20 protein-coding genes are annotated in these 22,195 nt (G+C 37.5%); 11 read left to right on the top strand and 9 right to left on the bottom strand.

Going from position 1 to position 22,195, the window contains the following annotated elements:
* Nucleotides 1-72 precede the first annotated feature (72 nt).
* The 5 genes from V0410_RS01360 (at nucleotide 73) to V0410_RS01380 (ending at nucleotide 4,580) form a co-directional block, all read left to right on the top strand.
* Complete coding sequence (locus V0410_RS01360; RefSeq protein ID WP_330745998.1) at nucleotides 73-996, top strand: T9SS-dependent choice-of-anchor J family protein; 924 nt, start codon at nucleotides 73-75, stop codon at nucleotides 994-996.
* A gap of 176 nt (nucleotides 997-1,172) precedes the next feature.
* Complete coding sequence (locus tag V0410_RS01365) at nucleotides 1,173-1,916, top strand: hypothetical protein (protein WP_330745999.1); 744 nt, start codon at nucleotides 1,173-1,175, stop codon at nucleotides 1,914-1,916.
* 7 nt (nucleotides 1,917-1,923) lie between these two features.
* A complete protein-coding gene (locus V0410_RS01370; protein WP_330746000.1) occupies nucleotides 1,924-3,264 on the top strand; it encodes a S41 family peptidase in 1,341 nt (446 codons plus the stop codon).
* A gap of 244 nt (nucleotides 3,265-3,508) precedes the next feature.
* Nucleotides 3,509-3,778 carry a hypothetical protein gene (locus V0410_RS01375; RefSeq protein ID WP_330746001.1) on the top strand — a complete coding sequence of 90 codons (270 nt, stop codon included), beginning with the start codon at nucleotides 3,509-3,511 and terminating at the stop codon, nucleotides 3,776-3,778.
* 79 nt (nucleotides 3,779-3,857) lie between these two features.
* A complete protein-coding gene (locus V0410_RS01380) occupies nucleotides 3,858-4,580 on the top strand; it encodes a sterol desaturase family protein (protein ID WP_330746002.1) in 723 nt (240 codons plus the stop codon).
* Nucleotides 4,581-4,589: 9 nt separating this feature from the next.
* Here V0410_RS01380 and V0410_RS01385 read toward each other — a convergent pair whose 3' ends face one another.
* The gene (locus tag V0410_RS01385; RefSeq protein WP_330746003.1) at nucleotides 4,590-5,012 is read right to left on the bottom strand and encodes a MarR family winged helix-turn-helix transcriptional regulator; all 423 of its coding nucleotides are present in this window, start codon (nucleotides 5,010-5,012) and stop codon (nucleotides 4,590-4,592) included.
* Nucleotides 5,013-5,063: 51 nt separating this feature from the next.
* On the opposite strand from V0410_RS01385, the gene V0410_RS01390 reads away from it, so the two are divergent.
* On the top strand, nucleotides 5,064-7,313 hold the full coding sequence (locus V0410_RS01390) for an excinuclease ABC subunit UvrA (protein WP_330746004.1): 2,250 nt from the start codon (nucleotides 5,064-5,066) through the stop codon (nucleotides 7,311-7,313).
* Between the two features lie 1,095 nt (nucleotides 7,314-8,408).
* On the opposite strand, the gene V0410_RS01395 is transcribed toward V0410_RS01390, so the two are convergent.
* The 7 genes from V0410_RS01395 to V0410_RS01425 form a co-directional block, all read right to left on the bottom strand.
* Nucleotides 8,409-9,443, bottom strand: a complete 1,035-nt coding sequence (locus V0410_RS01395; RefSeq protein ID WP_330746005.1) for a phytase — start codon at nucleotides 9,441-9,443, stop codon at nucleotides 8,409-8,411.
* 7 nt (nucleotides 9,444-9,450) lie between these two features.
* The gene (locus V0410_RS01400) at nucleotides 9,451-12,261 is read right to left on the bottom strand and encodes a TonB-dependent receptor (protein ID WP_330746006.1); all 2,811 of its coding nucleotides are present in this window, start codon (nucleotides 12,259-12,261) and stop codon (nucleotides 9,451-9,453) included.
* A 113-nt stretch (nucleotides 12,262-12,374) separates the two neighbouring features.
* Complete coding sequence (locus V0410_RS01405) at nucleotides 12,375-12,758, bottom strand: hypothetical protein (protein WP_330746007.1); 384 nt, start codon at nucleotides 12,756-12,758, stop codon at nucleotides 12,375-12,377.
* Nucleotides 12,759-12,825: 67 nt separating this feature from the next.
* Nucleotides 12,826-13,359 carry a Crp/Fnr family transcriptional regulator gene (locus V0410_RS01410; protein ID WP_202842997.1) on the bottom strand — a complete coding sequence of 178 codons (534 nt, stop codon included), beginning with the start codon at nucleotides 13,357-13,359 and terminating at the stop codon, nucleotides 12,826-12,828.
* A gap of 10 nt (nucleotides 13,360-13,369) precedes the next feature.
* Entirely contained in the window at nucleotides 13,370-13,906 is a 537-nt protein-coding gene (locus V0410_RS01415) for a TetR/AcrR family transcriptional regulator (RefSeq protein WP_330746008.1), read from the bottom strand.
* Between the two features lie 57 nt (nucleotides 13,907-13,963).
* Nucleotides 13,964-14,677 (bottom strand): hypothetical protein, encoded by a 714-nt coding sequence (locus tag V0410_RS01420; RefSeq protein ID WP_330746009.1) that lies wholly within the window; start codon nucleotides 14,675-14,677, stop codon nucleotides 13,964-13,966.
* Nucleotides 14,678-14,789: 112 nt separating this feature from the next.
* Entirely contained in the window at nucleotides 14,790-15,671 is an 882-nt protein-coding gene (locus V0410_RS01425; protein ID WP_330746010.1) for a cupin-like domain-containing protein, read from the bottom strand.
* A gap of 234 nt (nucleotides 15,672-15,905) precedes the next feature.
* Between V0410_RS01425 and V0410_RS01430 the strand changes: the two genes are divergently transcribed.
* From V0410_RS01430 to V0410_RS01440, 3 genes are all read left to right on the top strand, one after another.
* Nucleotides 15,906-17,201, top strand: coding sequence for an Ig-like domain-containing protein (locus V0410_RS01430; RefSeq protein WP_330746011.1), 1,296 nt, complete (start codon nucleotides 15,906-15,908; stop codon nucleotides 17,199-17,201).
* A 379-nt stretch (nucleotides 17,202-17,580) separates the two neighbouring features.
* Nucleotides 17,581-19,077, top strand: a complete 1,497-nt coding sequence (gene putP, locus V0410_RS01435; protein WP_330746012.1) for a sodium/proline symporter PutP — start codon at nucleotides 17,581-17,583, stop codon at nucleotides 19,075-19,077.
* 196 nt (nucleotides 19,078-19,273) lie between these two features.
* Nucleotides 19,274-19,438, top strand: a complete 165-nt coding sequence (locus tag V0410_RS01440; protein ID WP_227941554.1) for a bacteriocin-like protein — start codon at nucleotides 19,274-19,276, stop codon at nucleotides 19,436-19,438.
* A 56-nt stretch (nucleotides 19,439-19,494) separates the two neighbouring features.
* Here V0410_RS01440 and V0410_RS01445 read toward each other — a convergent pair whose 3' ends face one another.
* The gene (locus tag V0410_RS01445) at nucleotides 19,495-20,628 is read right to left on the bottom strand and encodes an MFS transporter (protein ID WP_330746013.1); all 1,134 of its coding nucleotides are present in this window, start codon (nucleotides 20,626-20,628) and stop codon (nucleotides 19,495-19,497) included.
* 108 nt (nucleotides 20,629-20,736) lie between these two features.
* Here V0410_RS01445 and V0410_RS01450 point away from each other — a divergent pair, with 108 nt between their 5' ends.
* On the top strand, nucleotides 20,737-21,093 hold the full coding sequence (locus V0410_RS01450) for a winged helix-turn-helix transcriptional regulator (protein WP_110009755.1): 357 nt from the start codon (nucleotides 20,737-20,739) through the stop codon (nucleotides 21,091-21,093).
* Between the two features lie 65 nt (nucleotides 21,094-21,158).
* On the top strand, nucleotides 21,159-22,154 hold the full coding sequence (locus V0410_RS01455) for an MsnO8 family LLM class oxidoreductase (protein WP_330746014.1): 996 nt from the start codon (nucleotides 21,159-21,161) through the stop codon (nucleotides 22,152-22,154).
* The last annotated feature ends 41 nt before the right edge of the window (nucleotides 22,155-22,195 follow it).

Genomic DNA, 22,195 nt, shown 5'->3' on the forward strand with positions numbered 1-22,195 from the left:
AAACTTTAAAAAGCAGGGAACAGCACATGCTGATTCCTTGCTTTTACTTCAAAAATTTTAATCATCAGCATTATGAAAAAAATAATTTTATCATCTGTTCTGTTTTTATCCCACCTGGCTGCAGCACAGTCTCTGGTATGGGGAAATTCGTTTGATACTCCTGCCGATCTTCAGGGCTGGACTTTTCATGACCTGAACAACAATGGCAACGGATGGGTACAGGGGCAGAACATTTATCACAACGGAACTACCTTGGCCTATGGAACTGCAGGTGTTCTACGCCATTCTATCAATTTGGTTCCAACTGGAAATGCTAACGGATTTACCACTGAAAATGACTGGATTATTTCTCCTCAGATTGACCTTACCAATATTGCAGGAACCATTACGCTGGCCGCTTATATCGGGAGACAGAGATCTACTCACACGATTGTTGCCAGAGAACTTTTTATCTATGTAAGCACACCGCAGAAAGAAGTTCCAACGTTATCAGACTTTCAGGCGATGACCGTAGATGCAGACGGAAATGATGTTCAAAGTATCTATAAAATACAGGTAGGGGATTCAGCCAATCCTTTTCCTGCAGATCTTACCCAGTTTGTAGAATCCCTTGTAGATCTTTCTGCTTTTGCAGGGAAAAAGATCTATATCGGAATGTGGTCAAACAGAAAAACGAGCGGAAATAATGTCCAGAACATCAATATTGATGAAATAGGAATTTTTAATACACCATCTTTGGGAACTAAGGATGTAAAAAGAAACAAAATTGTAACACAAATAGCAGAAAATCCGGTTAGAGAATCTTTACAGATGCAGCTTAATCCGGCATTGAAAGAAAATACAACTGTAGTGAATATTTACAATGCAGCGGGACAAAAAGTATTAACCACTCAGTATTCTAAAGCGATTAATACAGCAATCCTTATATCGGGAGCGTATATCGCAGAAATTACAGATGGAAAGATTACGGAAAGGCTGAAGTTTATTAAAAAATAATCATTTATCCCCTTGGAATCTGATTTTAGGAACACCATGAAATTTTAAATAAATAACGGAGAGTCTTTGAAAAAAGCTATCCGGAACATATCCAACTAGTTTTTTTATAATTATATATTGCCCGGCCCATGGGCCGGGCAATATTTTAAAGTTTTACAAGAAATAATTGAAGAAAGATGAACAAAATCTTCGCATTACTACTGTTTTTCACTGTACTGTTTTCATGTACAGACAATAATACGATGGAGCTGTATGATAAAGTGCAGAAACCAGGAGATGTTAATATTAAAGGATTTTCCAAACCTGATGTACTTCAGCTGAGGTTGAACGGACAGCCTGTATCTATTGATGGAAAAACATCTTACACCAATAAAATAGAAACCCGGCTTCAGTTTGTACTGGATCAGGGAGAAATCAATAAATTGTCTGTCTATAATTATGAAACAGGCGCTGAAATTGCAAAATACAATATTACCTATGACAATATAAATGATTATAAAAACCTGTATTTCTTTAATCTCCCCGGAATCTATCTGCAGACCTATGCCGTAAAACCCCAGGTAAATCTGGGAAAAGTAGGTTTTGAATTTATTTTTCCCAACCTGGGTGAATTTTCCGGAACCTCTCTGAAAGAGACAAAAGGTATTTTGAAAAGAGAAAACGGAGTCGTGCTTGCCGAGTTTGACAATATTGGAAAAGACAACTTTACGGCAGTGAAAATCTATAGTTTTTTCAGCTCGACAGCTCCCATATATCTTGAATTATACAAACCGGGAACGACAGAGCCTTATGCGGGATCAAAAATGATTCAGGTGAAATTAAAACAACATACAGGCGCTAATATGATTGTTCTTCAGGAAAAAATGGAAAATGGAGAATGGGTGGTAAAAGGAGATATCGATATAGCAGAATATCTGTGATTTGCGTATGAAAAGCTTTTTAAAACTTCAATGTATTGCGGCCGCAGTCCTTCTTATTTCGTGTACCAATAATAACGACGAAAGCGCACCCGTATTTCCGGAAGGAAGTACAGAATCCGTGAATCTGTGGGTTCAGGACAGTATGAAAAGATACTATTACTGGGCAGATGAGATGCCTGCAAAGCCGGATTATAAGCTTCCTGTAAAAGATTTTTTTAAAAGCCTATTGTCTTCAAAGGACCGGTTTTCTTTCATGGTGAATACGGAAGATTCTTCTTCTTATCCACATTCGATAAGGAATATGTACGGTTTTGATTATACCATTGTTCAGCTTGCTAATAATGAAGTGGTTACTGTAGTGAAGCTGGTGCTTCAAAATTCCCCGGCTTTCAATGCAGGGTTGGAAAGGGGAATGATCATTACCAAAGTGAATGGAATAGCAATGACAGCCGCAAATGCCGAAGCAATGGCTTCATCCATTAAAGATCAGACCGTTGTAGAGCTTACCGTTGGAAAGTGGCAAAACGGAGGCGTTACGGATGAAAAAAATATTACCGTTTATTATGGTTTCTCTTTTGAACAGCCTGTTTTATCGAAAATTTTTGAGAAAAACGGAAAAAAAGTGGGCTATCTCTACATCTATGATTTCCCTGACGGAATGACTCAAACGCTATATCAAAAGTTTGGGGAATTGAAGGCCGCCGGAGTGAAGGAATTAATTCTGGATCTTCGATACAATTATGGAGGCTCGGTGTCATCTGCCGCAGCACTGTGTTCACTGATTCCTTCAGGACTATCATCCGCCTCGCCGTTCATCATTTTTAAAGGAAATAAAAACGGAGGGGAAGTAAAAAGAACATTTGCCCAGCAAATTGCCTATGATCCCAAAGCGTTGGACTTTGCAACGTTGCGTGCGAATGCGCTGGGATTACAGAAAGTATATATCCTCACATCGAACAGTACGGCATCTGCTGCTGAAATTGTTGTGAATAATCTCAAACCTTATGTGCAGGTGATTCAGATAGGGGATATTACGCTGGGGAAAGATATGGCCGGATTTGTCGTGGAAGACAAGCGTAAACCCAGAAAAATTTCCTGGCAGATTCATCCTGTGATCTATAAAGTCTTTAATGCCAGCGGAGCCGGAGAATACAGTAGTGGAATTTCCCCGCAGAGCAATGTCAATGAATTTGCCGGACTGCCATTATTACCTTTGGGAGATCCCAATGAAACCCTTATTTCTTCTGCACTTAACGGTGGTTATTTCAAATCAGCGGGTCACGAAAAGAATGGAAATATCAAAATTTTATTTCAAAGTGATGTACCTCCCGTAATGATGGAAAAATAATTTGAATGGAAAAGACAAAGAAAGAAAATGAGTGTCAATATTTTAAACCATTAAGAAGCTTGAAGAAATAAAGTAAGGTAATACGAAGCTTGTCTTCATAATCTTAACACCTTAATACCATCTTAATGGTTCAAGAAAAAATTTAAAAGATTTATTTAATAGTTAAAAAATAATATATCGAATAGTAAAAGAATAAAATATTTTGCCTTTTACCTATTTAAAAACACAATAAAATCATAAAATCATGCAGGGAATAGAACCAAAACTTCACATGAACCTGACCAGCCGTATTGAATATTACCGTCTGCTGATAGAAGCTGCGGAAGATCCTGAAAGCCAGCCTTCGGAGGTGATTACCCAGATTTCAGAACTGGGACATCTGTACGAAGAGTATCTGCTTAACAAGAAAAATCTGGAAAACAGCATCAAAAACTACCGGGCCTATCATAACGATTTGAGAAAAAAGCTCACGTCAAGACTGAGGGAGCTCAAAAGAAAGGCAAGACAGAAATAAAGCCCGGAATGTACTTTATCGGTTGATTTTACGGTGAAATTCATACCTTTATGACATCAAGCAGAAGGATGAAAGACTTATGAATTTTACTCAGACAGAACTTTCCGGTTATTTACAGGTATTTTGGCAGTTTTCCTGGCTGCAATGGATGATATTCAGCCTGATTGCCAATATTTTCCTCTACCTGTTTTCCATAGGTTTATATATTTTTATTGAGAAGACTTGTCGTAAAAGTCAGCTGCAGGAGAAGAATCATCCTGTCACCGGATCCGATTTTTATCTTAGTCTGCTTACAATATTGTGTAACAGTTTTGTCATGTTACTCGGAGCTTTTTTATGGAAAAAAGGATGGATTGTGCTGGGACAGACAGAATCAGTAATTGGCATAACAGCGGAAGTTGCTGTTTTACTTCTTTTAATGGATTTTTTGATGTATCTCTTCCATTTTACGGCACATTTACCTTTCATCTATAAAATGCTCCATGGAAAACATCATCAGCATGTCAGTACCAATTTTTTAAGCCTTTTTGTTCTGCATCCTTTGGAAACCATAGGATTTGGACTAATGATGCTGGTTATACTCATAGGATATGATTTCTCTGTCATTTCGATTTCCATCTATCTTTTGCTTAATCTGATCTGGGGAACGATAGGGCATCTGAACAGAGAATTTTTTCCGGCATCTTTTGACCGCTTTTTTGTGGGAACGACCAGGTTTCATAACCAGCACCATTTGGATGAAAGTAAAAACTTTGGATTTTATACTTCAATCTGGGACAGGTTATTCGGGACGTATAAGTAACTATGGATACTACAGTTTTATATTATTCAAAACTTTACCCAGCAGATAATTAAAATTTTCGAGTTCTTTAGAAGTGAGTATAGAAGCTGTCTGCCGTGTAATATTCTTACGGAATGTTTCCGAATTTTCTATGATAAATCGTCCTTTGTCGGTGACCGAAAGATTAAATTTCCTGTGATCTTTTTCCTCCTGTTTTCTGATAATAAAATCATGAGTGATCAAAAATTTCAACTGTTTCGAAATGGCTGCCTGACTGATATTAAATGCTGACGATATTTCTCCCCCTGTGGCTGTTCCTTTTCTTAAAATAAATTCAATAATATTATAATGGGCTGCGGTGACTCCGTTAATATCACCCCGGTTCATGTGAGCCAGAATAAGGCATTGGAAATCAGTAAATGTGTTAAAAAATTCTTTTTCAATGGGTTTCATTACAAATATGCTTAACTTAGTTAAATATTAACAAAGTTAAGTATTTTTATTATGGAAAATATAGAAATTACGAACGCCCGTCAGAATAATCTCAAAAATATTTCCATAAAAATTCCAAAGTACAGGATCGTGGTTTTTACGGGAGTATCGGGATCGGGAAAATCATCTTTGGTCTTTGAAACGATTGGGGCTGAAGCACAAAGACAGATTAACGAGACCCAGAACAGCTTTATCAGAAACCGCTTGCAGCATTATGGCCTTCCGGATGTAGATAAAATTGAAAACCTTAATGTTCCTATTATTATCAATCAAAAACGGTTGGGCGGAAATGCCAGATCTACGGTAGGAACGGCAGCGGATGTGTCTGCTTCTTTAAGACTTTTGTTTTCCAGAATGGGAGAGCCGTTTGTAGGATATTCCAATGTATTTTCATTCAATCATCCTCAGGGAATGTGTCCTGAATGTGAAGGATTGGGATTTGTTCAGACTTTGAATGTAAATACTTTGATTGATCGTGAAAAATCCTTACATGAAGGCGCCATCCGGTTTCCTACTTTTCAGCCTGGTGGATGGCGTTTAACAAGATATACTTTGTCCGGTTATTTCGATAATGATAAAAAATTAAAGGATTTCACCGATAAAGAATGGGAAACTTTGCTGTATGCACCGGAGCACAAACCTAAACATCCACATAAAGAATGGGGAAAAACGGTAAAATACGAAGGTATTGTTCCAAGAATTGAAAAAGCATTTTTAAAAAAAGATTCTAAAGAAAACATTACAAGAAAAGATGCTCTGAAGAATATTGTGATTACCAAAACGTGCCCGTCTTGCCAGGGAAAACGTCTGAATGAAAAAATCCTGTCCTGTAAAATCGAAGGTAAAAGTATTGCAGATTGTATGGCCCTTTCAGTGGATGAACTGCTTGAATTTATTACCTCACTGGATTCAAAAGCATATGAAGTCGTCATCAAAGAGCTTTCCGCAAAGCTGCAGAATGTCATCACGATCGGATTACAGTATCTGACTCTTGACAGAAGTACCAATACGCTTTCCGGAGGAGAATCTCAGCGTATAAAAATGGTTCGGAGTCTGGGAAACAGCCTGGTAGATCTGTTGTATATTTTTGATGAACCCAGTATTGGACTTCATCCGAAGGATCTGCAGAATATCATCACTATTATTCAGCAGATCAGAGACAAAGGAAACTCTGTTTTAATCGTTGAGCATGATCCGGATCTGATCAGAATGGCGGACAGGGTGATTGATATAGGCCCGGGTTCAGGAAGAAATGGAGGAGAAGTGATCTATGACGGGACATTTAAAGATTTAAAAAAATCGAAAGGTAAAACAGGTTCTTATTTCGCAAAGAAACCTTCCATCAAACAAGAATTCAGAAAACCTGATGGCTATCTGGAAATTAAAAATGCCAACAGATATAATCTTAAAAATGTGACGGTAAATATTCCCACCGGGATAATAACAGTCGTAACCGGTGTTGCAGGATCCGGCAAAAGTACCCTGATAAATCGTATTCTCCCGGAACTCTATCCGGATGTAACTATTATTGATCAATCTTTGTTCGCTGCAAGTGCCCGCTCCAATTTGCTTACTTATCTCGGAATATCAGATAGTGTACGTAAGCTTTTTGCACAATCCAACCATGTTTCTGATAGACTGTTCAGCAGAAACAGTGATGGAGCCTGTAAAAATTGTAAAGGTTTGGGAATAGAAAAGATTGACCTGGCTTTTATGGATGATATTGAGCAGCCATGCGAGGTTTGCGGCGGATCGGGATTTGATCCTGATGTACTGCAATATGCCTACAGCGGAAAAACAATTGCAGAAGTCATGAGCATGACGGTTTCTGAGGCTGCTGATTTTTTTAAGGAAGAATTGGTGCTCAGAAATTTTGATCTGCTGATACAATTAGGTCTTGATTATCTGACATTGGGGCAAAGACTGGACAGCTTTTCCGGAGGCGAAAGACAGCGCCTGAAACTCACAAGAGAACTGAAAAATACCAATCAGATCATTATTCTTGATGAACCGAGCACAGGACTGCATCCAAGTGATACCCAAAAACTGCTTACGTTTTTTAATGGTCTTGCAGATCAGAATAATACGCTGATTGTTATTGAACACAACCTCGATATTATTTCCCAGGCAGACTGGATTATTGATATGGGACCGGGCGCAGGAAAATTTGGAGGTGAAGTATTGTTTGAAGGAACTCCGGTGGAGCTATTGAAAAATAAAATATCATTCACTGCAGAGTATTTGAGGAAACATATTCAGTGAAAGCGATGAAAAATAAAGCGTATTAGAATGAGCTTTACTTTATAAGAATGGAATTAAATTTTAACGCAAGTTTAAGAGATAATTTTTTACTTTTAAGGTAGCAAAGAGCTGCAGCAAGCTGCTTAAAAAGCTTATAGATAAACACCAGCTTCATCGGTTGATTGCAAATCAACTCTTTCTTAGCTTCCTAAAATATTGCTACCCTTAGAATCAACTTTGCGTTGAAAAACTTTTAAGATGATAAACCATTAAGAAAACTGAAAAAAGATGGGCTTTACTTTGATGGATTTTTTTAAAACGCAAAGTTAAAAAATTAAGCTTTCTTATTTCTAAGGTAGCAAAGAGCTTCAGCAAGCTGCTTAAAAAGCTTATAGATAAACACCAGCTTCATCGGTTGATTGCAAATCAACTCTTTCTTAGCTTCCTAAAATATTGCTACCTTTAGAATCAACTTTTGGTTGAAAAACTTTTAAGATGATAAACTATTAAGAATAATGAAAAAAGATGGGCTTTACTTAGATGGATTTTTTTAAAACGCAAAGTTAAAAAATTAAGCTTTCTTATTTCTAAGGCAGCAAAGAGCTGCAGCAAGCTGCTTAAAAAGCTTATAGATAAACACCACAGCTTCATCGGTTGATTGCAAATCAACTCTTTCTTAGCTTCCTAAAATATTGCTACCTTTAGAATCAACTTTTGGTTGAAAAACTTTTAAGATGATAAACCATTGAGAAGAATGAAAAAAGATGGGCTCTACTTTGATGGATTTTTTTAAAACGCAAAGTTAAAAAATTAAGCTTTCTTATTTCTAAGGTATCAAAGAGCTGCAGCAAGCTGCTTAAAAAGCTTATAGATAAACACCACAGCTTCATCGGTTGATTGCAAATCAACTCTTTCTTAGCTTCCTAAAATATTGCTACCCTTAGAATCAACTTTGCGTTGAAAAACTTTTAAGATGATAAACCATTAAGAATAATGAAAAAATGAAGAGTATTAAGATGAGCAACCTGTCATTGCGAACCAAAAGTGAAGCAATCTCATACTTGTAACTCAACTTAATACTCTTAAAACCATCAGCCTTAATGGTTCAAAATTCTTTTATTTTCCAGCCTTTACCGCAGATTTAATGGCTTTTTCAATCACTCTCCAGTCATAATAATGAAATACTCGGCCATTGCTCATCGCAACAAAAACGCCTTTCGGGAATTTTGGGCCCAAGTTAACATGGGTCACTTCAGAACCATCACTTTCTAATGTAGAAACCGGAATTTCTGCAATTCTGCCCTTTGATTGGTCTTCTCTTAAGTAGACATTGAAGGTATCATTTTGCTGGTTCGAAACCAGAATATAACCTTTCCCTTTGTCAGTGGGATAGATGGAAATTCCTTCCACATCAGATTTAAAATCGCCTTTTCCGAAAACAGCTAATTCCTCATTACCTTTACCCGGATCAGCATAATATTTATGAACTCCAAACTGCTCATCAGAATAATAGATATAGCCCATTTCATCATCTACAGCAATGCTTTCAATCTCTTTCAAACCGCTGTATTTTCCAAATTTACGGACAACTTCTCCTGTGACAGACCCATTTTTCTCTGTAAGCTTATATTGCCATAGGTAGCCGTCAGCAGGACCAGATTTTCTTCCTACAATGACAAATATTTCTTCTGTCTGCGGATTTTTATACATGGAAACTCCCATCGGACCACGTTCCGTTTCTCCTTCAAATACAGAGATTTCTCCTACTTCTTTCAGTTCAGGAAGCGAATATAATTTTACTTTGTTGGTTTCCCTTTCCGTTACGGCAGCGATGTCTGTTTTCTTTCCATTTAAAATAAAACCATATTCAAGATCAACATTGTTGGGGCGCTTCAATCCTAATACTTTATGGATGATTTTCCCATTAAGATCAAAGGCGTACAAACCTCCATCCGTATCTTTATCTGTTCCGATGATAATACTTTTTGAAGCATCCTGAGGATTAATCCATATGGCAGGATCATCCGTATCATGAACCACTGTTTCTGTGATAACAGCAGGTTTTAATTTTTCTATGGCTTCTTTCTGCCCTTTGCAGCTGATCACAAAAGGAAGAACTGAAAGAGCCAGTATATAATGTAGGTTTTTCATGTTTATTTTAAAAATCAAATTTCACTCCCATTGTAAACCTTGGTCTGTAATATTCAGCCTGTGCGGTTCTGCTTGGGATTCCCTGGTAGTATCTTAACGGCTGGTTCGTCAGATTATTGGCTTCTGCAAAAACTCTGATCTGGCTGGTAATCTTGTAGGAAGCATTGGCATCAAGGAAAAACTGTTTGTCATAATAACGGTCATCAAATGCCTTGCCACCAAGCTCATCAATATAATGAGAAGCATAATTCATGGAGATTCTTGCTGAAAAACGTTTGTTTTCCCATGATAAAGATCCGTTGAACATATGAGGGGCAGCTCCAGGAAACCCTACATCTGTTCTTTCAATGCCTTCTTCATTGGTAATTCCTTTTGCTTTGGATTTAGTGTAAGTATAGTTGACATACACTCCAAGTCCTTTCCAGAAAGCTCCGGGAATGAAATCAAGCTGTCTTTGTAGAGCAACTTCAAACCCATAAATATCTAAATTGTCACCATTACGCTGCTGGGTAAATTTCCAGTTGCTTTCTCCGGCCGGAATAGGGTTGGTTTGTCCCGCAAAATCATTCGCGAAATCATTCGCAGTATAATTTCTTTTGGAATAGGTATAAATAAAATCATTAAGATTTTTATAGAAAACACCTCCGGAAAGAATCCCTACAGATTTGAAATATTTCTCTGCCATGAAATCAAAATTGTAGGCATAGGTTGCCTTCAGATTCGGATTTCCTGCTGCAACAATTTCATCTTCCGAAATAACATTCAGATAAGGAACTAAAGAATAATAGTTAGGGCGGGCAAGAGCGGTAGTAAATGCTGCACGAAGTACAAGATCCTGCACCGGAACATATTTGAAGGAAATATTCGGAAGGACATTAGTATATGTATTGGTATTATTGATTTGCCCTACCAAATCCTTCTCATTCATGACATAATTTCCGGTGTAATCAATCTGGGTTGTTTCAATACGGGCTCCAACGATCATCGATAGTTTATCATTAAAGTCCTGATCCCATCGGATATAACCTGCATAAATCTGCTCCTTTGCATTGTAGTTGCTGGAAAGATACTTTTCAGGTTTTAGCTTACCGTTAAATAAGGTTGGATTGAATAAATCCAGACCTCCAAGGAAAGCAGGATCAACAAAAGTTCCCGGAACATAATTTCCCGGCTGGAAGTTTTCACCATTAAGGTGTATGGTTGGTACCGATAAAAGGCTTCCCATATTGTTAACAGGTGTAAAAGCATAGAAATCATTTTCTCTTTCCTTTTTCTTCAAACGCATGCGGAAACCGGTACGAAGACGTCCTTTTTGCCCATCAATCACAGAAAACGGAAAACGTACATTCACTTTTGCTCCCAACTCTTTTTCCTGGGTAAAGTTATTGGCATCCGAAAGATCACTCAGTTTATAGCTTCCCAGATTGTCTGCTGCGAGAAGATTGAACATTGGTTTTTCAGGATTGCTAAGGTCCGGAGAGAAGTTCATCTTGCTGTTTTCAAACTCAATATAACGCTGATGAGGCTTATCTTCACTGGCGATCGCGTAATTGACAGCCCAGTCGAGATCCACTTTAGCTCCTAATAAATGTTCTCCCCTTAAAGCATAGTTCTGAACTTTCTGTTTTTCCAGACGGGTATTATCATTATCGGCATCACCTCCTTTATTCTGTCTTGTGATACTTCCTTTCCAGTCTGTAATCTCAGTTTCATCAGCATTATAAACAGGTTTTATTTTATATCCTAAAGCCAATCTGGTTTCCTTATCATTCCTGAAGTTGTACATGGCAGAAGCGTAGATCTTATTTTTGGAATTGAACTCATAATCCATATTAAGATCAAAGCTGTGTCTGATACGGTGTTCATTATAATAGCGAACTCCCATTTTGCTTACATAAACCGTTTGGGCAAGATCATTGGCCTGGCTCCATACGGGTTCTATATTATCCGAACCAAAATTGTTGTTGTTATAGGAAAAACTGAATACAGCACCTAATTTCTTATCCAGAAAACGGTTTCCATACACAAATCCGGCGGTATAATTTCCTTTTTCACGGATGGGATTGTATCCTCCGGCAACGGTTGCGGAAATTCTCTGGCCGTTCGGGGAAGCTCTGGTAATCAGGTTGACAGAACCTCCGATGGCATCGGCATCCATATCCGGAGTTAAAGTCTTATTAACTTCTATAGTAGAAATCATATCAGAAGGAATCAGATCCATCTGTACATTACGGTTATCTCCTTCAGCAGACGGAATCCTGTCACCATTCAGCGTAACGGAGTTCAGATTGGGAGCAAGCCCTCTGATAATAAGATTTCTGGCTTCACCCTGATCATTTTGTATCGTAATTCCCGGAACACGTTTCAAAGCATCTCCGATATTGGCATCCGGAAAGCGTCCGATCTGATCAGAAGAAATCACATTGGTAATATTGGCGTTATTTCTTTGTTTATTCAAGGCTCTTGCCTGATTTTTCAGAGTCGCTCCCGAAACTACAATGGCTGCAATTGATGTCTCTTTCTTGTCGAAAATAATATTCTGACGGGTGTTTTTTTCAGGTTCTACCGTTACAGTATATTCATGCACGCCATAACCCAGGTAGTCGATTTTCATGGTATAACTTCCCGGAGGAATATTCAGAAATACAAAGTTTCCGTGCTCATCCGAAGTGGTATATATATTTCCCGGGCTTAATGAGATCTTGGCTCCAGGCAGGGCTATCTTTGAATCATCATTGATATTTCCGGACAAAGAACCGTTTTGCGCATAGAAAAAAATAGAGGCACAAAACAAAACAGACGTAAAAATTTTCTTCACTTTTAATATTTTAGATAAAAATAACAGCAAAATTAAACGTCTGTTTGGTAAATGCGTTGAAGAGAAAATTAAGAATATCTTAAGAATTGTTAATATAGTGGGATAGAGCTTATCTATCTTTCAGAACCTAAATTCTTCTCAACAGCATTTCCCTCTACGAGCAAAGTCACTTCATTACATCGTATAATCTGATGGTTCCGGATGGTAAATTCTGCCAATACTTTATGTACCACCTTACTTCCATCTTTTAGGGTGGATTTTGCTATGTGGTGGGTAAATATGATATTCCCATTTTCAGCGTGACTGATGATATCAAGCTTTTGTTCAGCCACTTTTTCTTTCAGTTTTCTGATGTGAAGAACAAATTCATCATAAGTAAGCTGAGAATGATCAACAATCTGAATGTATTCTTTTGAAAAATATTTCTCAATTAATAATTCGTCAAATACCGGACTTTCTAGTACATCGTTGAATAACTGCCGGATAAAATGCTTCATAACTTTATTATTTTGAAGCAAAATTACCTTACAGACTCATGACTGAACGATAACAATTGTAAAGAAATTACCTACGGTTGCGTATTCTGCTTAATGAAACACTTGTGATTCCGAGATAAGAGGCAATATAATGCTGTGGAAAACGTAGAAGAAGCTCCGGTCTGTTTTTGAGAAGCTGCTGATACCTTTCCTGAGGTGAATCTCTGATAAAAGAAATCAGCCGTTTATTGATTTCACTGAAACGTTTGTAAAAAAGCGGCTGGAAAGTGTGCTGGAATTCCTCATTTTCCATGAGTCTGTGAAAAGTTTCTGCGTGTAATTCATAAACAGTGGTTGATTCCAGAGTTTCAATAACAAAATCGCTGGGATTGCTATTCAGGAAGCTGTCAAACGATGAAACAGCCTGGTTTTCTGTTATAAATTCCAGGGTAAGTTCTTTTCCATCCTGATAGAAGAATACTCTCAATGCTCCTTTTTTTACCAGGAACATCTTATCAGAAATTTTTCCCTCTTCAAGCAGGATCGTTTTAGCAGGATAAGTAACTTCAGTGGATAAATGAAGGTCAGCTTTCAAAAAAGAATGAAGATCCGGAATATGCATGGCTGAAGGATTAATGGGAGTCGTTCAGGAGATCCTCTACGATCATTTTAGATTTTTCAATCAGTTCATTCGATCTGTAAAGCTGGCTGGTCAGTATTGAACTTTCAAAAAGAAGATAGATATGGGCTGAAATCATATCGTTTTGGATATCTTCATTGAAGGATTCTCTCAGTTTAATTTTATGATCCCGGATTACCTTGTGGATATCTTCCTTATCTGCAGGAATTTCCGACAAAATATTCAGAAAGCTGCATCCCCTGAAGTCTTCTCTTTCATTCATATGGATCAGAAAATCAAAGGATTTACGGAATTTTTCCTGCAGTGTTTCTGCTTCAGATGTGAATTTTTCAAGTTCGGACACCCAGTAATCATATCTTTTATTAAGAAACTCTATACAAAGATCATCTTTAGATTTAAAATGCTGGTAAAAGCTTGCCTTGGATACATTAGATTCCTCAATGATTTGATTGATGCCCGTATTGTTATAACCTTGTCTATGGAAGAGAACCATAGCTGTGCTTATTATTCTTTCGCGAGGCTTAGGCATAATGTAAAATTTTTACAAATGTAAATAAAATATGAACAGACTGGTAGGTGTTGGTTTTTAAATAAATCCTTTTGTATAATATAGCTGAATAACAAAGAAAAGTAAGGTAAAAAACCATACGATATAAGGATGATAAGTGAAGTTATTTTTCAGAATATAATGCAACGCCTTGAAAAGCTTGAAAATTCCGATAATTCCAATGATAATAAAAACCAGAAAAACGAAAAAGAACAAATATTCTCTTGTTCCATAATTACTTATCTTGTCCAGGCTTTGTATGTAAGCATTTACATTCAAAGTTTGTCCCAGAAACATAGCCGAGCTGATTAATATAAAAAAAGGAGTAGAGGTATATACGGTTGTATAAATAAAAGAAAATAATAAGGTCCGGAAGGTGACGGTATTCACTTTTTCTTTTTTGTACCATAATATGGCAACGGTGAATACTACCGCAGTAATATTATTCATCAAAAATATAAAGAGCGCTTTTTCTACCATACTGAGCCCTTTGATCTTTGAAATAATATTATGCTCTCCACCATAATCCATTAAAAGAACAGAGACAATCACAGAGGTATAAACAGACAGTTTTATAGGAGAAAGGTAATCGTGAAAACGTTCAGTTTCTTCTTTTTCCATCTCGTGAGCAGACAGGTCATAACATCGGCGGGGATCCTGAAACAATTTGAAGATCGTTACAGGAACCAGTAAAATTTCAATAATAATCTGAAGGCACAGCTTCTCAAAGCTATCGATTAATTTTTCAAACATGTATGTGTATTTTTATATTTAGGGAACGTTTGCAATTTAATTATTTTTTGCAATACATCTCAAAAGTGAATAAAAAAAGTGGATGATTCGTTCAGAATCATCCACCTTTATTTTATTTTGGCAGTCCTTTTTTCAAAGCGATATGGGCTTTTTCTACTGCTTTTCTTTCTTTCCAGTCCATATACCTTTTTTTGTATCTGGCTTTCATGAAGTTATCAAAATTACGCTGAACAGCAAGATTCCATAGGGAATGTGCTTTTACAGCCCAGCTTTTATCCCAGGCACGCAGGGAAATAGAGAAAGATCCGTCCAGATATTTCATCCAGTGCCACCAGCCTGTAGGCATGAACAATGTATCTCCGTGTTCCAGAAAACATTCAATGCCTTCTATACCGTTCAAAGCCGGAAACTTTTCAAAGTCAGGATTGGCAATATCATAATCTTCCAGTGCATAGGTAGCATAAGGAAGCTTATACAGACGTGTTTTCCATTTGTATTCAAACAGAAGTACATGCTTTCTTCCGTTGAAATGGGTGTGGAAAATATGCGGCATGTCGATATCGTAGTGAAGGAAAGTCACAGACCCTTTGCCTCCGAAAAACATACTGGGATATTTATCTAAAAATCCACCCATAAGATTCTTTGGCGGAACATAATCGTCTAACAGTTTCGGAGCAAATTTTATAGGATCAAAGAAGAAAATTCTCAGATCAGTAGGCTCTCGCTGGATAAGATCAACATAATCACGAAAAGGCATTTTTGTAGTCGGAGTATTAATAGGAGCGGCAGGATCTGCTTTGGAACTATCATAAAGAGGAACTTCAACATCGCCTACTACTTCTTTCATGTAATCCATCGTCCATTTCTGATAAGCGGGCCACTTTCTTGCCATATTTCTGATTACCACCGGCTTACATGGCTTTAGATATTTTTCACGGAAATCTTCTTGTGAAATGTCATCTACAATATCAATTGGTTTAAGGATTATTCCCATTCGTTCAAATTATTAAGCTAAAGTATTAAATATTTGTGATAAAAAGATGGAAAGAATTAAAATTATTTGGAATTAATATAAATAAAGAGTAAAATGCAGATTTACACTTTACTTTTTTGGAGTTATTATGATGAGGATGTTTCTGTTATTCTTTTAATTCTATTGTGTGCAAACGATAAACGATATTTGTAGAATACAATAATTGTATGTATCATTGTTGTATTAAAAACAGCCATGAAGCGTATTTCGACCATTATTCTTTCGCTTGTATTTGCAAGTGCTTTTTCACAGAAATCAACAAGGATTTTTACTTCAGATATTGATAATTTTTGGAAGGCTTATGACAGTATTCAAAAAACAAATGATTATTCCGGAAAGCTTGATCTTATCAAACGACTCTATACTGGTAAAGCAACAAAGGGCTTAAAAGCTTTTATGGATGCCAGAGATTATAACGATAGTATGTATGTAAAAGTTATTGAGAAGTATCCTAAATTCTGGAATTCAGTCAGACCCAATACCTTAACAATAAAAACCAAAACCCAAGAGCTGGAAGCAGGTGTTGCCAGGTTGAAGCAATTGTATCCTGAACTTAAAGATGCTCAAATGTATTTTACAATTGGGGCACTTAACTCTGGCGGAACTGTGAGCGGAAATATGGTATTGGTAGGTGCAGAACTTGCCAGCGGAACAGGGACTACAGACGTCTCAGAATTTGAAGATGAATGGTTGAAGGGCGTTTTTGCCAACCAGTCTCTGGATAATATCGTTTCCCTGAATATTCATGAATACATCCATACCCAGCAGGCCGGATATCAGAACAGGGTTTTAAATCAGGCTATCAGGGAAGGGTCATGTGATCTGATTGCCGAACTTGTGATGAATGAACCTTTGAAAAGGAAATATATTTCATACGGAATGGCTCACGAAGCTGAAATTAAAGCTCAGTTTAAAAAAGAAATGTTTAGCGGTAATCTTCCGAACTGGTTTTATAATGGAAGACAAAAAGGAGAAGGAGCCGATTTAGGGTATTATGTGGGGTATGAAATCAGTAAAATGTATTACCAGAATGCAAAAGATAAAAAGCAGGCCGTCAAAGATATTATTGAGCTGAATTATGATGATAATAAAGTTGTTGAAGATTTCCTGGGCAAATCAAAGTTTTTCAAGGAAAAAACAGCTGATCTTTTGAAAGAATATCGTAAGAAGCAGCCATATGTTGTAAAAATAGATCCTGAAAATGGCTCTGCGAGCGTAAGTGCCGATACAAAAGAACTCCGAATTACTTTTTCACAGGAAATGGTACCCGGATACTATTCATTCAATCTTTCTGATAAAGGAAAAGAATATATGCCGATGACCAAAGTGAAAGGAATGGAAAATAATGATAAAACGTTGGTCTTGGAAGTAGATGTAAAGCCGGGCAAAGAGTATGAATTTATACTCACCAATAAAAGTTTCAGGTCTAAAGAAGGATACCCTCTGAAAGATGAAAACTTGGTTATAAAATTTAAAACGAGGGAAAAATAGTTAGATTACAAATGAGTGATAACCAGATTTTACATACAGCTTTAATAGTTTGTTTTCTGCTTATTGTTACTTCTTTCAGGTATAACAGAAAGTTTGGGACAGTAAATGTAATCCTTTTCTGTTTATGGGGTTCAGTCTTATATTATCATTTGTTGTTTGACAGCAGTGGTGGAGCTGGATTGGTATGGTGGTTCTTTATGCTTGTCTTCTGTGGAATTCAGATGCTTGTACTCGTCCTATATTTTATAATAAGAACGATTCGGAAAAAGGTTCAAAAATAAAAGCTGTTTTGCTCTTCTCTATTCATGGGTTCTCTCTGTAGAAGAAATCTTTCCATTCATTAGAAAATCATTATATTCGGCTTCGTAAAAATAATGATATGCAAGTATATGAAGGGATTTCTGTGGGGTTGTACCTGTTATTAATGATAGGTATAGGCATATATTCTTATAGAAAATCAACAAGTAATTCAGAAGAATTTTTAATTGGCGGCCGGAAAATGGGAGCTGCCGTAACAGCATTGTCTGCGGGCGCAGCCGATATGAGTGGCTGGCTTTTGATGGGAGTACCGGGAGCGATGTATTTGTCCGGAATTTCAAGCTCCTGGATTGCGATAGGGCTAACCATTGGAGCTTATCTCAATTATATTATTGTAGCCCCAAGACTCAGAATTTATACCGAAGTGGCACAGAATGCCATTACGTTACCTGTATTTTTTGAAAACAGGTTTAAAAATAAAAATCAGCTCCTGAAAATTACATCGTCTATTTTCATTCTGGTATTTTTTACCCTGTACACTTCTGCGGGAATGGTATCGGGAGGAAAATTATTCGAATCTGCTTTCGGAATGGATTATACTGCTGGCTTACTTCTGACAAGTCTGGTGGTAGTGCTGTATACATTTTTAGGTGGATTTCTGGCTGTAAGTCTTACAGATTTCGTGCAGGGCACCATTATGGTCTTGGCATTGGTGATTGTTCCGATTGTAGCCATCACCCAGATCGGAAGTGTGGGCGAAACGTTTTCTCTGATTGAAGCAAAAAATCCAAAATATCTGGATTTGTTCAGAGGAACAACGACTGTAAGTATTGTGTCTTTACTGGCATGGGGATTAGGATATTGCGGCCAGCCGCATATTCTGGTACGTTTTATGGCCATTGATAAACCGAAAGATCTGATCAAAGCAAGACGCATCGGGATTACATGGATGATCTTTACTGTTGCAGGAGCTCTGGCCATAGGATTGGTAGGAATCGCTTATCTTCAAAAGTTCGATATGAATACCATGATGAAGTTTGACGGATCAAAGACGGAAGCAGAAACTATTTTCATTTATTTCTCCCGTATATTATTCCACCCGTTCATTGCAGGATTTTTACTTACAGCCATTCTTGCTGCGGTAATGAGTACGATTTCCTCTCAGTTATTGGTGACTTCAAGCTCATTAACAGAAGATATTTACAAAGCTTTTCTGAATAAAAAAGCAACTCCTAAGCAATTATTAATAGCAAGCAGACTTTCTGTTTTACTGGTAGCCGTCATTGCGGTACTTTTATCCCTGGATCCAAAGGATAGTATTCTCAATCTGGTGGGAAATGCATGGGCAGGCTTTGGCTCTGCATTCGGGCCACTCATCCTGCTGTCGCTTTTATGGAAAAAGGCAACATGGCAGGGAGGTTTTGCCGGAATGATGGTAGGAGGAATCACAGTATTAGCCTGGGTTTATCTGCAACATCCGCTGAAAGACTGGTATGAAATCATTCCTGGGTTTGTACTTTCTTTACTAACTAATGTGATCGTTTCTTTATTGACTTATAAGCCTGATCCTGTGATTGAAAGTGAATTTCATGAAGTTCAAAAGATCATGCAGGAGTAGTACAGAAGCTTTTCAATGATACAACAATAATAGACCCTTGCTGGACAGCGGGGGTCTATTGTTTTAATATTTCTCAGACGATTTATGGGGGGGGAAATTATTCATTATAAAATTTAATACTATTTAACAGTCTGTTTTAAAGGTGCTTTGCCATTTTTTTATTAATTTGTCATTTCAAACTAATAACTTATTTATTATGAAAAATTTAAAGAAAATCGCGAGACAAAGTTTAAAAACAATTACGGGTGGCCGTCCTGCCGCAGCCAGTGAATGTATAGCCTGTGGCTGTCCAACAACCATCTGTTATTATCTTAATGGAAACGGCGGTGGTGGTGGCTGTGGAAATATTTTATGTGCATAATTATTTCTATAAACAAAGCCTTCCATTTCATGGAAAGCTTTGCTTTTTACTACAACTTAATGTCTGTTCCTTTTAACAAGCAGTACAATCATGGCAAGAACAAGACCGGCAATACTTGACCACATTACATTTTCTATACCATAACGGTCAATCCAAAAACCTCCCAAAAGAGTACCTGCAGTAACCGCAAAATTCCCGCAGGAAGTAAAAATACTGTTGATGAACTCAGAGGTCTCTGATGAGGAGGACGTTACATTGATATTGCTGATCAGAAAACCTCCGGAATGAATAAGCCCCCAAAAGGTTACAATCAAAATCATCGGTATAAAATAACTTCCGTAATGCCCAATCAGAAGGTGGATTCCGGATAATAAAATCAGGAACACAAAAGTAGTCTGAAACGGAAACCTGCTCATATATTTTCCTGCAATTCTGTTTCCTGCAATTCCTGCGGTTCCAAACAGAAAAAATAGTATACTGATCTGTTTCCCGTTCATTTGGGTGACATTCTTTAAAAAATCTGCCATATAACCATAAGTTGAATACATGGCTGCAATGATGAAGAATGCCAGAAAAAGCCCGTTCCATAGATGTTTATTCCGGAATGTTTTAATGGGAAATTTACCTGAAGATGCTCCCGTATTCTGAATGGATGGCAGATAAAACCATACTCCCGCCAGAGCAACTCCATTAATGGAAGCGGTAAGTAAAAAAGAGGACTGCCAGGAAAGCAGGTCAGATATAAATGTTGCCAATGGCACTCCTAAAACCGTTGCTAGTGTAAGCCCGGAAAAAATAATACTAACAGCCCTGGATTTCTCTGCAGGATCTGAGGTTTGCCCGGCCGCAGATAAAGCAATGGACCAGTATACCGGATGAAAAAATGCAGGAATCATTCTAACGATGAGAAGGAGATAAAAATTGGTAATAAATGCAGACAGGATATTGGCAGCAACAAAAACCGATAAAGAAAAAATTAATAAGCTTTTCCTTTTGAAAGAAGACAATATAAGAAGCATGAATGGCCCGAAAACAGCAACGATCAATGCAAATGCACTCAGCAGCCATCCCGCTTTTTCAATGGAAACCCGGAATGCGGAAGCAAGTTCGGGTAATACTCCAATCACTCCGAACTCTGTAGTGGTAATTCCGAAAACACCTAGTGCCAGTACATAAAGATTTCTGTTCATATTCATTATTTTTTTGCAAATTTGCAGAATAGACTATCAGAAAACTATATACTTACCTTTTAGTTCTATACTTACCTTTTTGAAAGTGTCAATCTAAAAAACGTTGTTATGCCTGAATTTTTCCATGATAAAAGACTGTATTATACTCCTATTGAATTTGCATTAAGTCATATCGGCGGAACATGGAAGATGCCGATTTTGTGGAGACTGCAGGAGAAGCCACTCCGTTTTAGCGAGCTTAAAAAGGATATTCCCCATATTACAGATAAAATGCTCACCAGTCAGCTGCGTGAGCTGGAAGCTAAAGAGATGATTCACAGGGAAGTATTTCCCGTAATTCCTCCAAAAGTAGAGTATAGTCTTACAAAGAAAGGAGAGAAAGCCATTCCGGTTATTGAAACTATCATGAAATTTGGTTACGATCTGATTAAGGATGAGGGAATTGTTTTTCCGCCTAAAGAATGATAACACTTCATTTTCTGTTACATAAAGCTTTTTTCATACCTTCACCATAAAATTGATCCAACAGTATGAAGCTGAAATTAGGGATATTAGATCAGTCACCCGCCACTATGGGCGGCAGTGCGGCATCTGCATTGAAAAACAGTCTTAAGCTTGCTGTAATGGCTGAAGAAACAGGGTTTCACAGCATCATGTATTCCGAACATCATGGAGTAGAAGCTTATGGAAGTTCCAGTCCCGAGCTTTTAGCTGCAATTGCTCTCAGTAAAACGAACCGGATCAAAATAGGAACTGCCGGAATCATGATGAGAAACTATTCTGCCTATAAGATTGCGGAATGGACCAAAATGTTGTCAACTTTATATCCTGAACGTTTTATTCTTGGACTTGGAAAAGCTCCCGGAGGATTAAAAGATGCTGTCATGGCACTGAACAATCATAAACCGGTAGTGTTATCCAATATGGAAACCAAACTGGAAGAGATCATTCAATTCATAAAGGACGAAGAAGGAGTTTATGATGGACTTATTGCACAGCCGACTCATGTACAGCATATTCCGGAAATTATGTGGCTGGGCTCAGGAATGACCTCCGCCCGGGAAGCTGCAAAGCATGGAGTTGGATATTCATTCGCTGCTTTTATGAATAGTGAGAACGGAAAGGAAAATACAGATGCTTATCTCAGAGAATTTGACAGAACACAATATTTTTCCCAGCCTTCTCTGCAGGTTGCCATAGCGGTATCGGTAGCAGATACAATAGAAGATGCCAGACGGAATGCTTACGGAATGGCCTATCAGTTTTTACAGTCCCGGAAATTAGAAAGTCCGGATGCGGTTCTTTCTCCGGAAGTGGTGGAACAGAAGATTCTGGGAACAAAGAATGAAGAAGAATTCTTTACAGTTTTGAACAGAATTATTATAGAAACACCGGAATCTGTTAACCAGAGATTAGATGAAATTGCCCAAAAGTACAATACCGATGATCTCCTGATATTGTGTAATATGTACTGGGAAGAAGACCGCATCAACACGTATAAAAGTATCATTAAAAATAACAGATAAACTCCACAGTATGAAATTCTGCTGTATGATGGAGTTTTATA

It is taken from the genome of Chryseobacterium sp. CP-77 (assembly GCF_036362765.1).
GTDB lineage: Bacteria > Bacteroidota > Bacteroidia > Flavobacteriales > Weeksellaceae > Chryseobacterium > Chryseobacterium cupriresistens.

Coding starts and splice junctions, on each gene's coding strand:
- V0410_RS01360 (WP_330745998.1), top strand. CDS start 73: ATGAAAAAAATAATTTTATCATCTGTTCTGTTTTTATCCCACCTGGCT.
- V0410_RS01365 (WP_330745999.1), top strand. CDS start 1,173: ATGAACAAAATCTTCGCATTACTACTGTTTTTCACTGTACTGTTTTCA.
- V0410_RS01370 (WP_330746000.1), top strand. CDS start 1,924: ATGAAAAGCTTTTTAAAACTTCAATGTATTGCGGCCGCAGTCCTTCTT.
- V0410_RS01375 (WP_330746001.1), top strand. CDS start 3,509: ATGCAGGGAATAGAACCAAAACTTCACATGAACCTGACCAGCCGTATT.
- V0410_RS01380 (WP_330746002.1), top strand. CDS start 3,858: ATGAATTTTACTCAGACAGAACTTTCCGGTTATTTACAGGTATTTTGG.
- V0410_RS01385 (WP_330746003.1), bottom strand. CDS start 5,012: ATGAAACCCATTGAAAAAGAATTTTTTAACACATTTACTGATTTCCAA.
- V0410_RS01390 (WP_330746004.1), top strand. CDS start 5,064: ATGGAAAATATAGAAATTACGAACGCCCGTCAGAATAATCTCAAAAAT.
- V0410_RS01395 (WP_330746005.1), bottom strand. CDS start 9,443: ATGAAAAACCTACATTATATACTGGCTCTTTCAGTTCTTCCTTTTGTG.
- V0410_RS01405 (WP_330746007.1), bottom strand. CDS start 12,758: ATGAAGCATTTTATCCGGCAGTTATTCAACGATGTACTAGAAAGTCCG.
- V0410_RS01410 (WP_202842997.1), bottom strand. CDS start 13,359: ATGCATATTCCGGATCTTCATTCTTTTTTGAAAGCTGACCTTCATTTA.
- V0410_RS01415 (WP_330746008.1), bottom strand. CDS start 13,906: ATGCCTAAGCCTCGCGAAAGAATAATAAGCACAGCTATGGTTCTCTTC.
- V0410_RS01420 (WP_330746009.1), bottom strand. CDS start 14,677: ATGTTTGAAAAATTAATCGATAGCTTTGAGAAGCTGTGCCTTCAGATT.
- V0410_RS01425 (WP_330746010.1), bottom strand. CDS start 15,671: ATGGGAATAATCCTTAAACCAATTGATATTGTAGATGACATTTCACAA.
- V0410_RS01430 (WP_330746011.1), top strand. CDS start 15,906: ATGAAGCGTATTTCGACCATTATTCTTTCGCTTGTATTTGCAAGTGCT.
- putP (WP_330746012.1), top strand. CDS start 17,581: ATGCAAGTATATGAAGGGATTTCTGTGGGGTTGTACCTGTTATTAATG.
- V0410_RS01440 (WP_227941554.1), top strand. CDS start 19,274: ATGAAAAATTTAAAGAAAATCGCGAGACAAAGTTTAAAAACAATTACG.
- V0410_RS01445 (WP_330746013.1), bottom strand. CDS start 20,628: ATGAACAGAAATCTTTATGTACTGGCACTAGGTGTTTTCGGAATTACC.
- V0410_RS01450 (WP_110009755.1), top strand. CDS start 20,737: ATGCCTGAATTTTTCCATGATAAAAGACTGTATTATACTCCTATTGAA.
- V0410_RS01455 (WP_330746014.1), top strand. CDS start 21,159: ATGAAGCTGAAATTAGGGATATTAGATCAGTCACCCGCCACTATGGGC.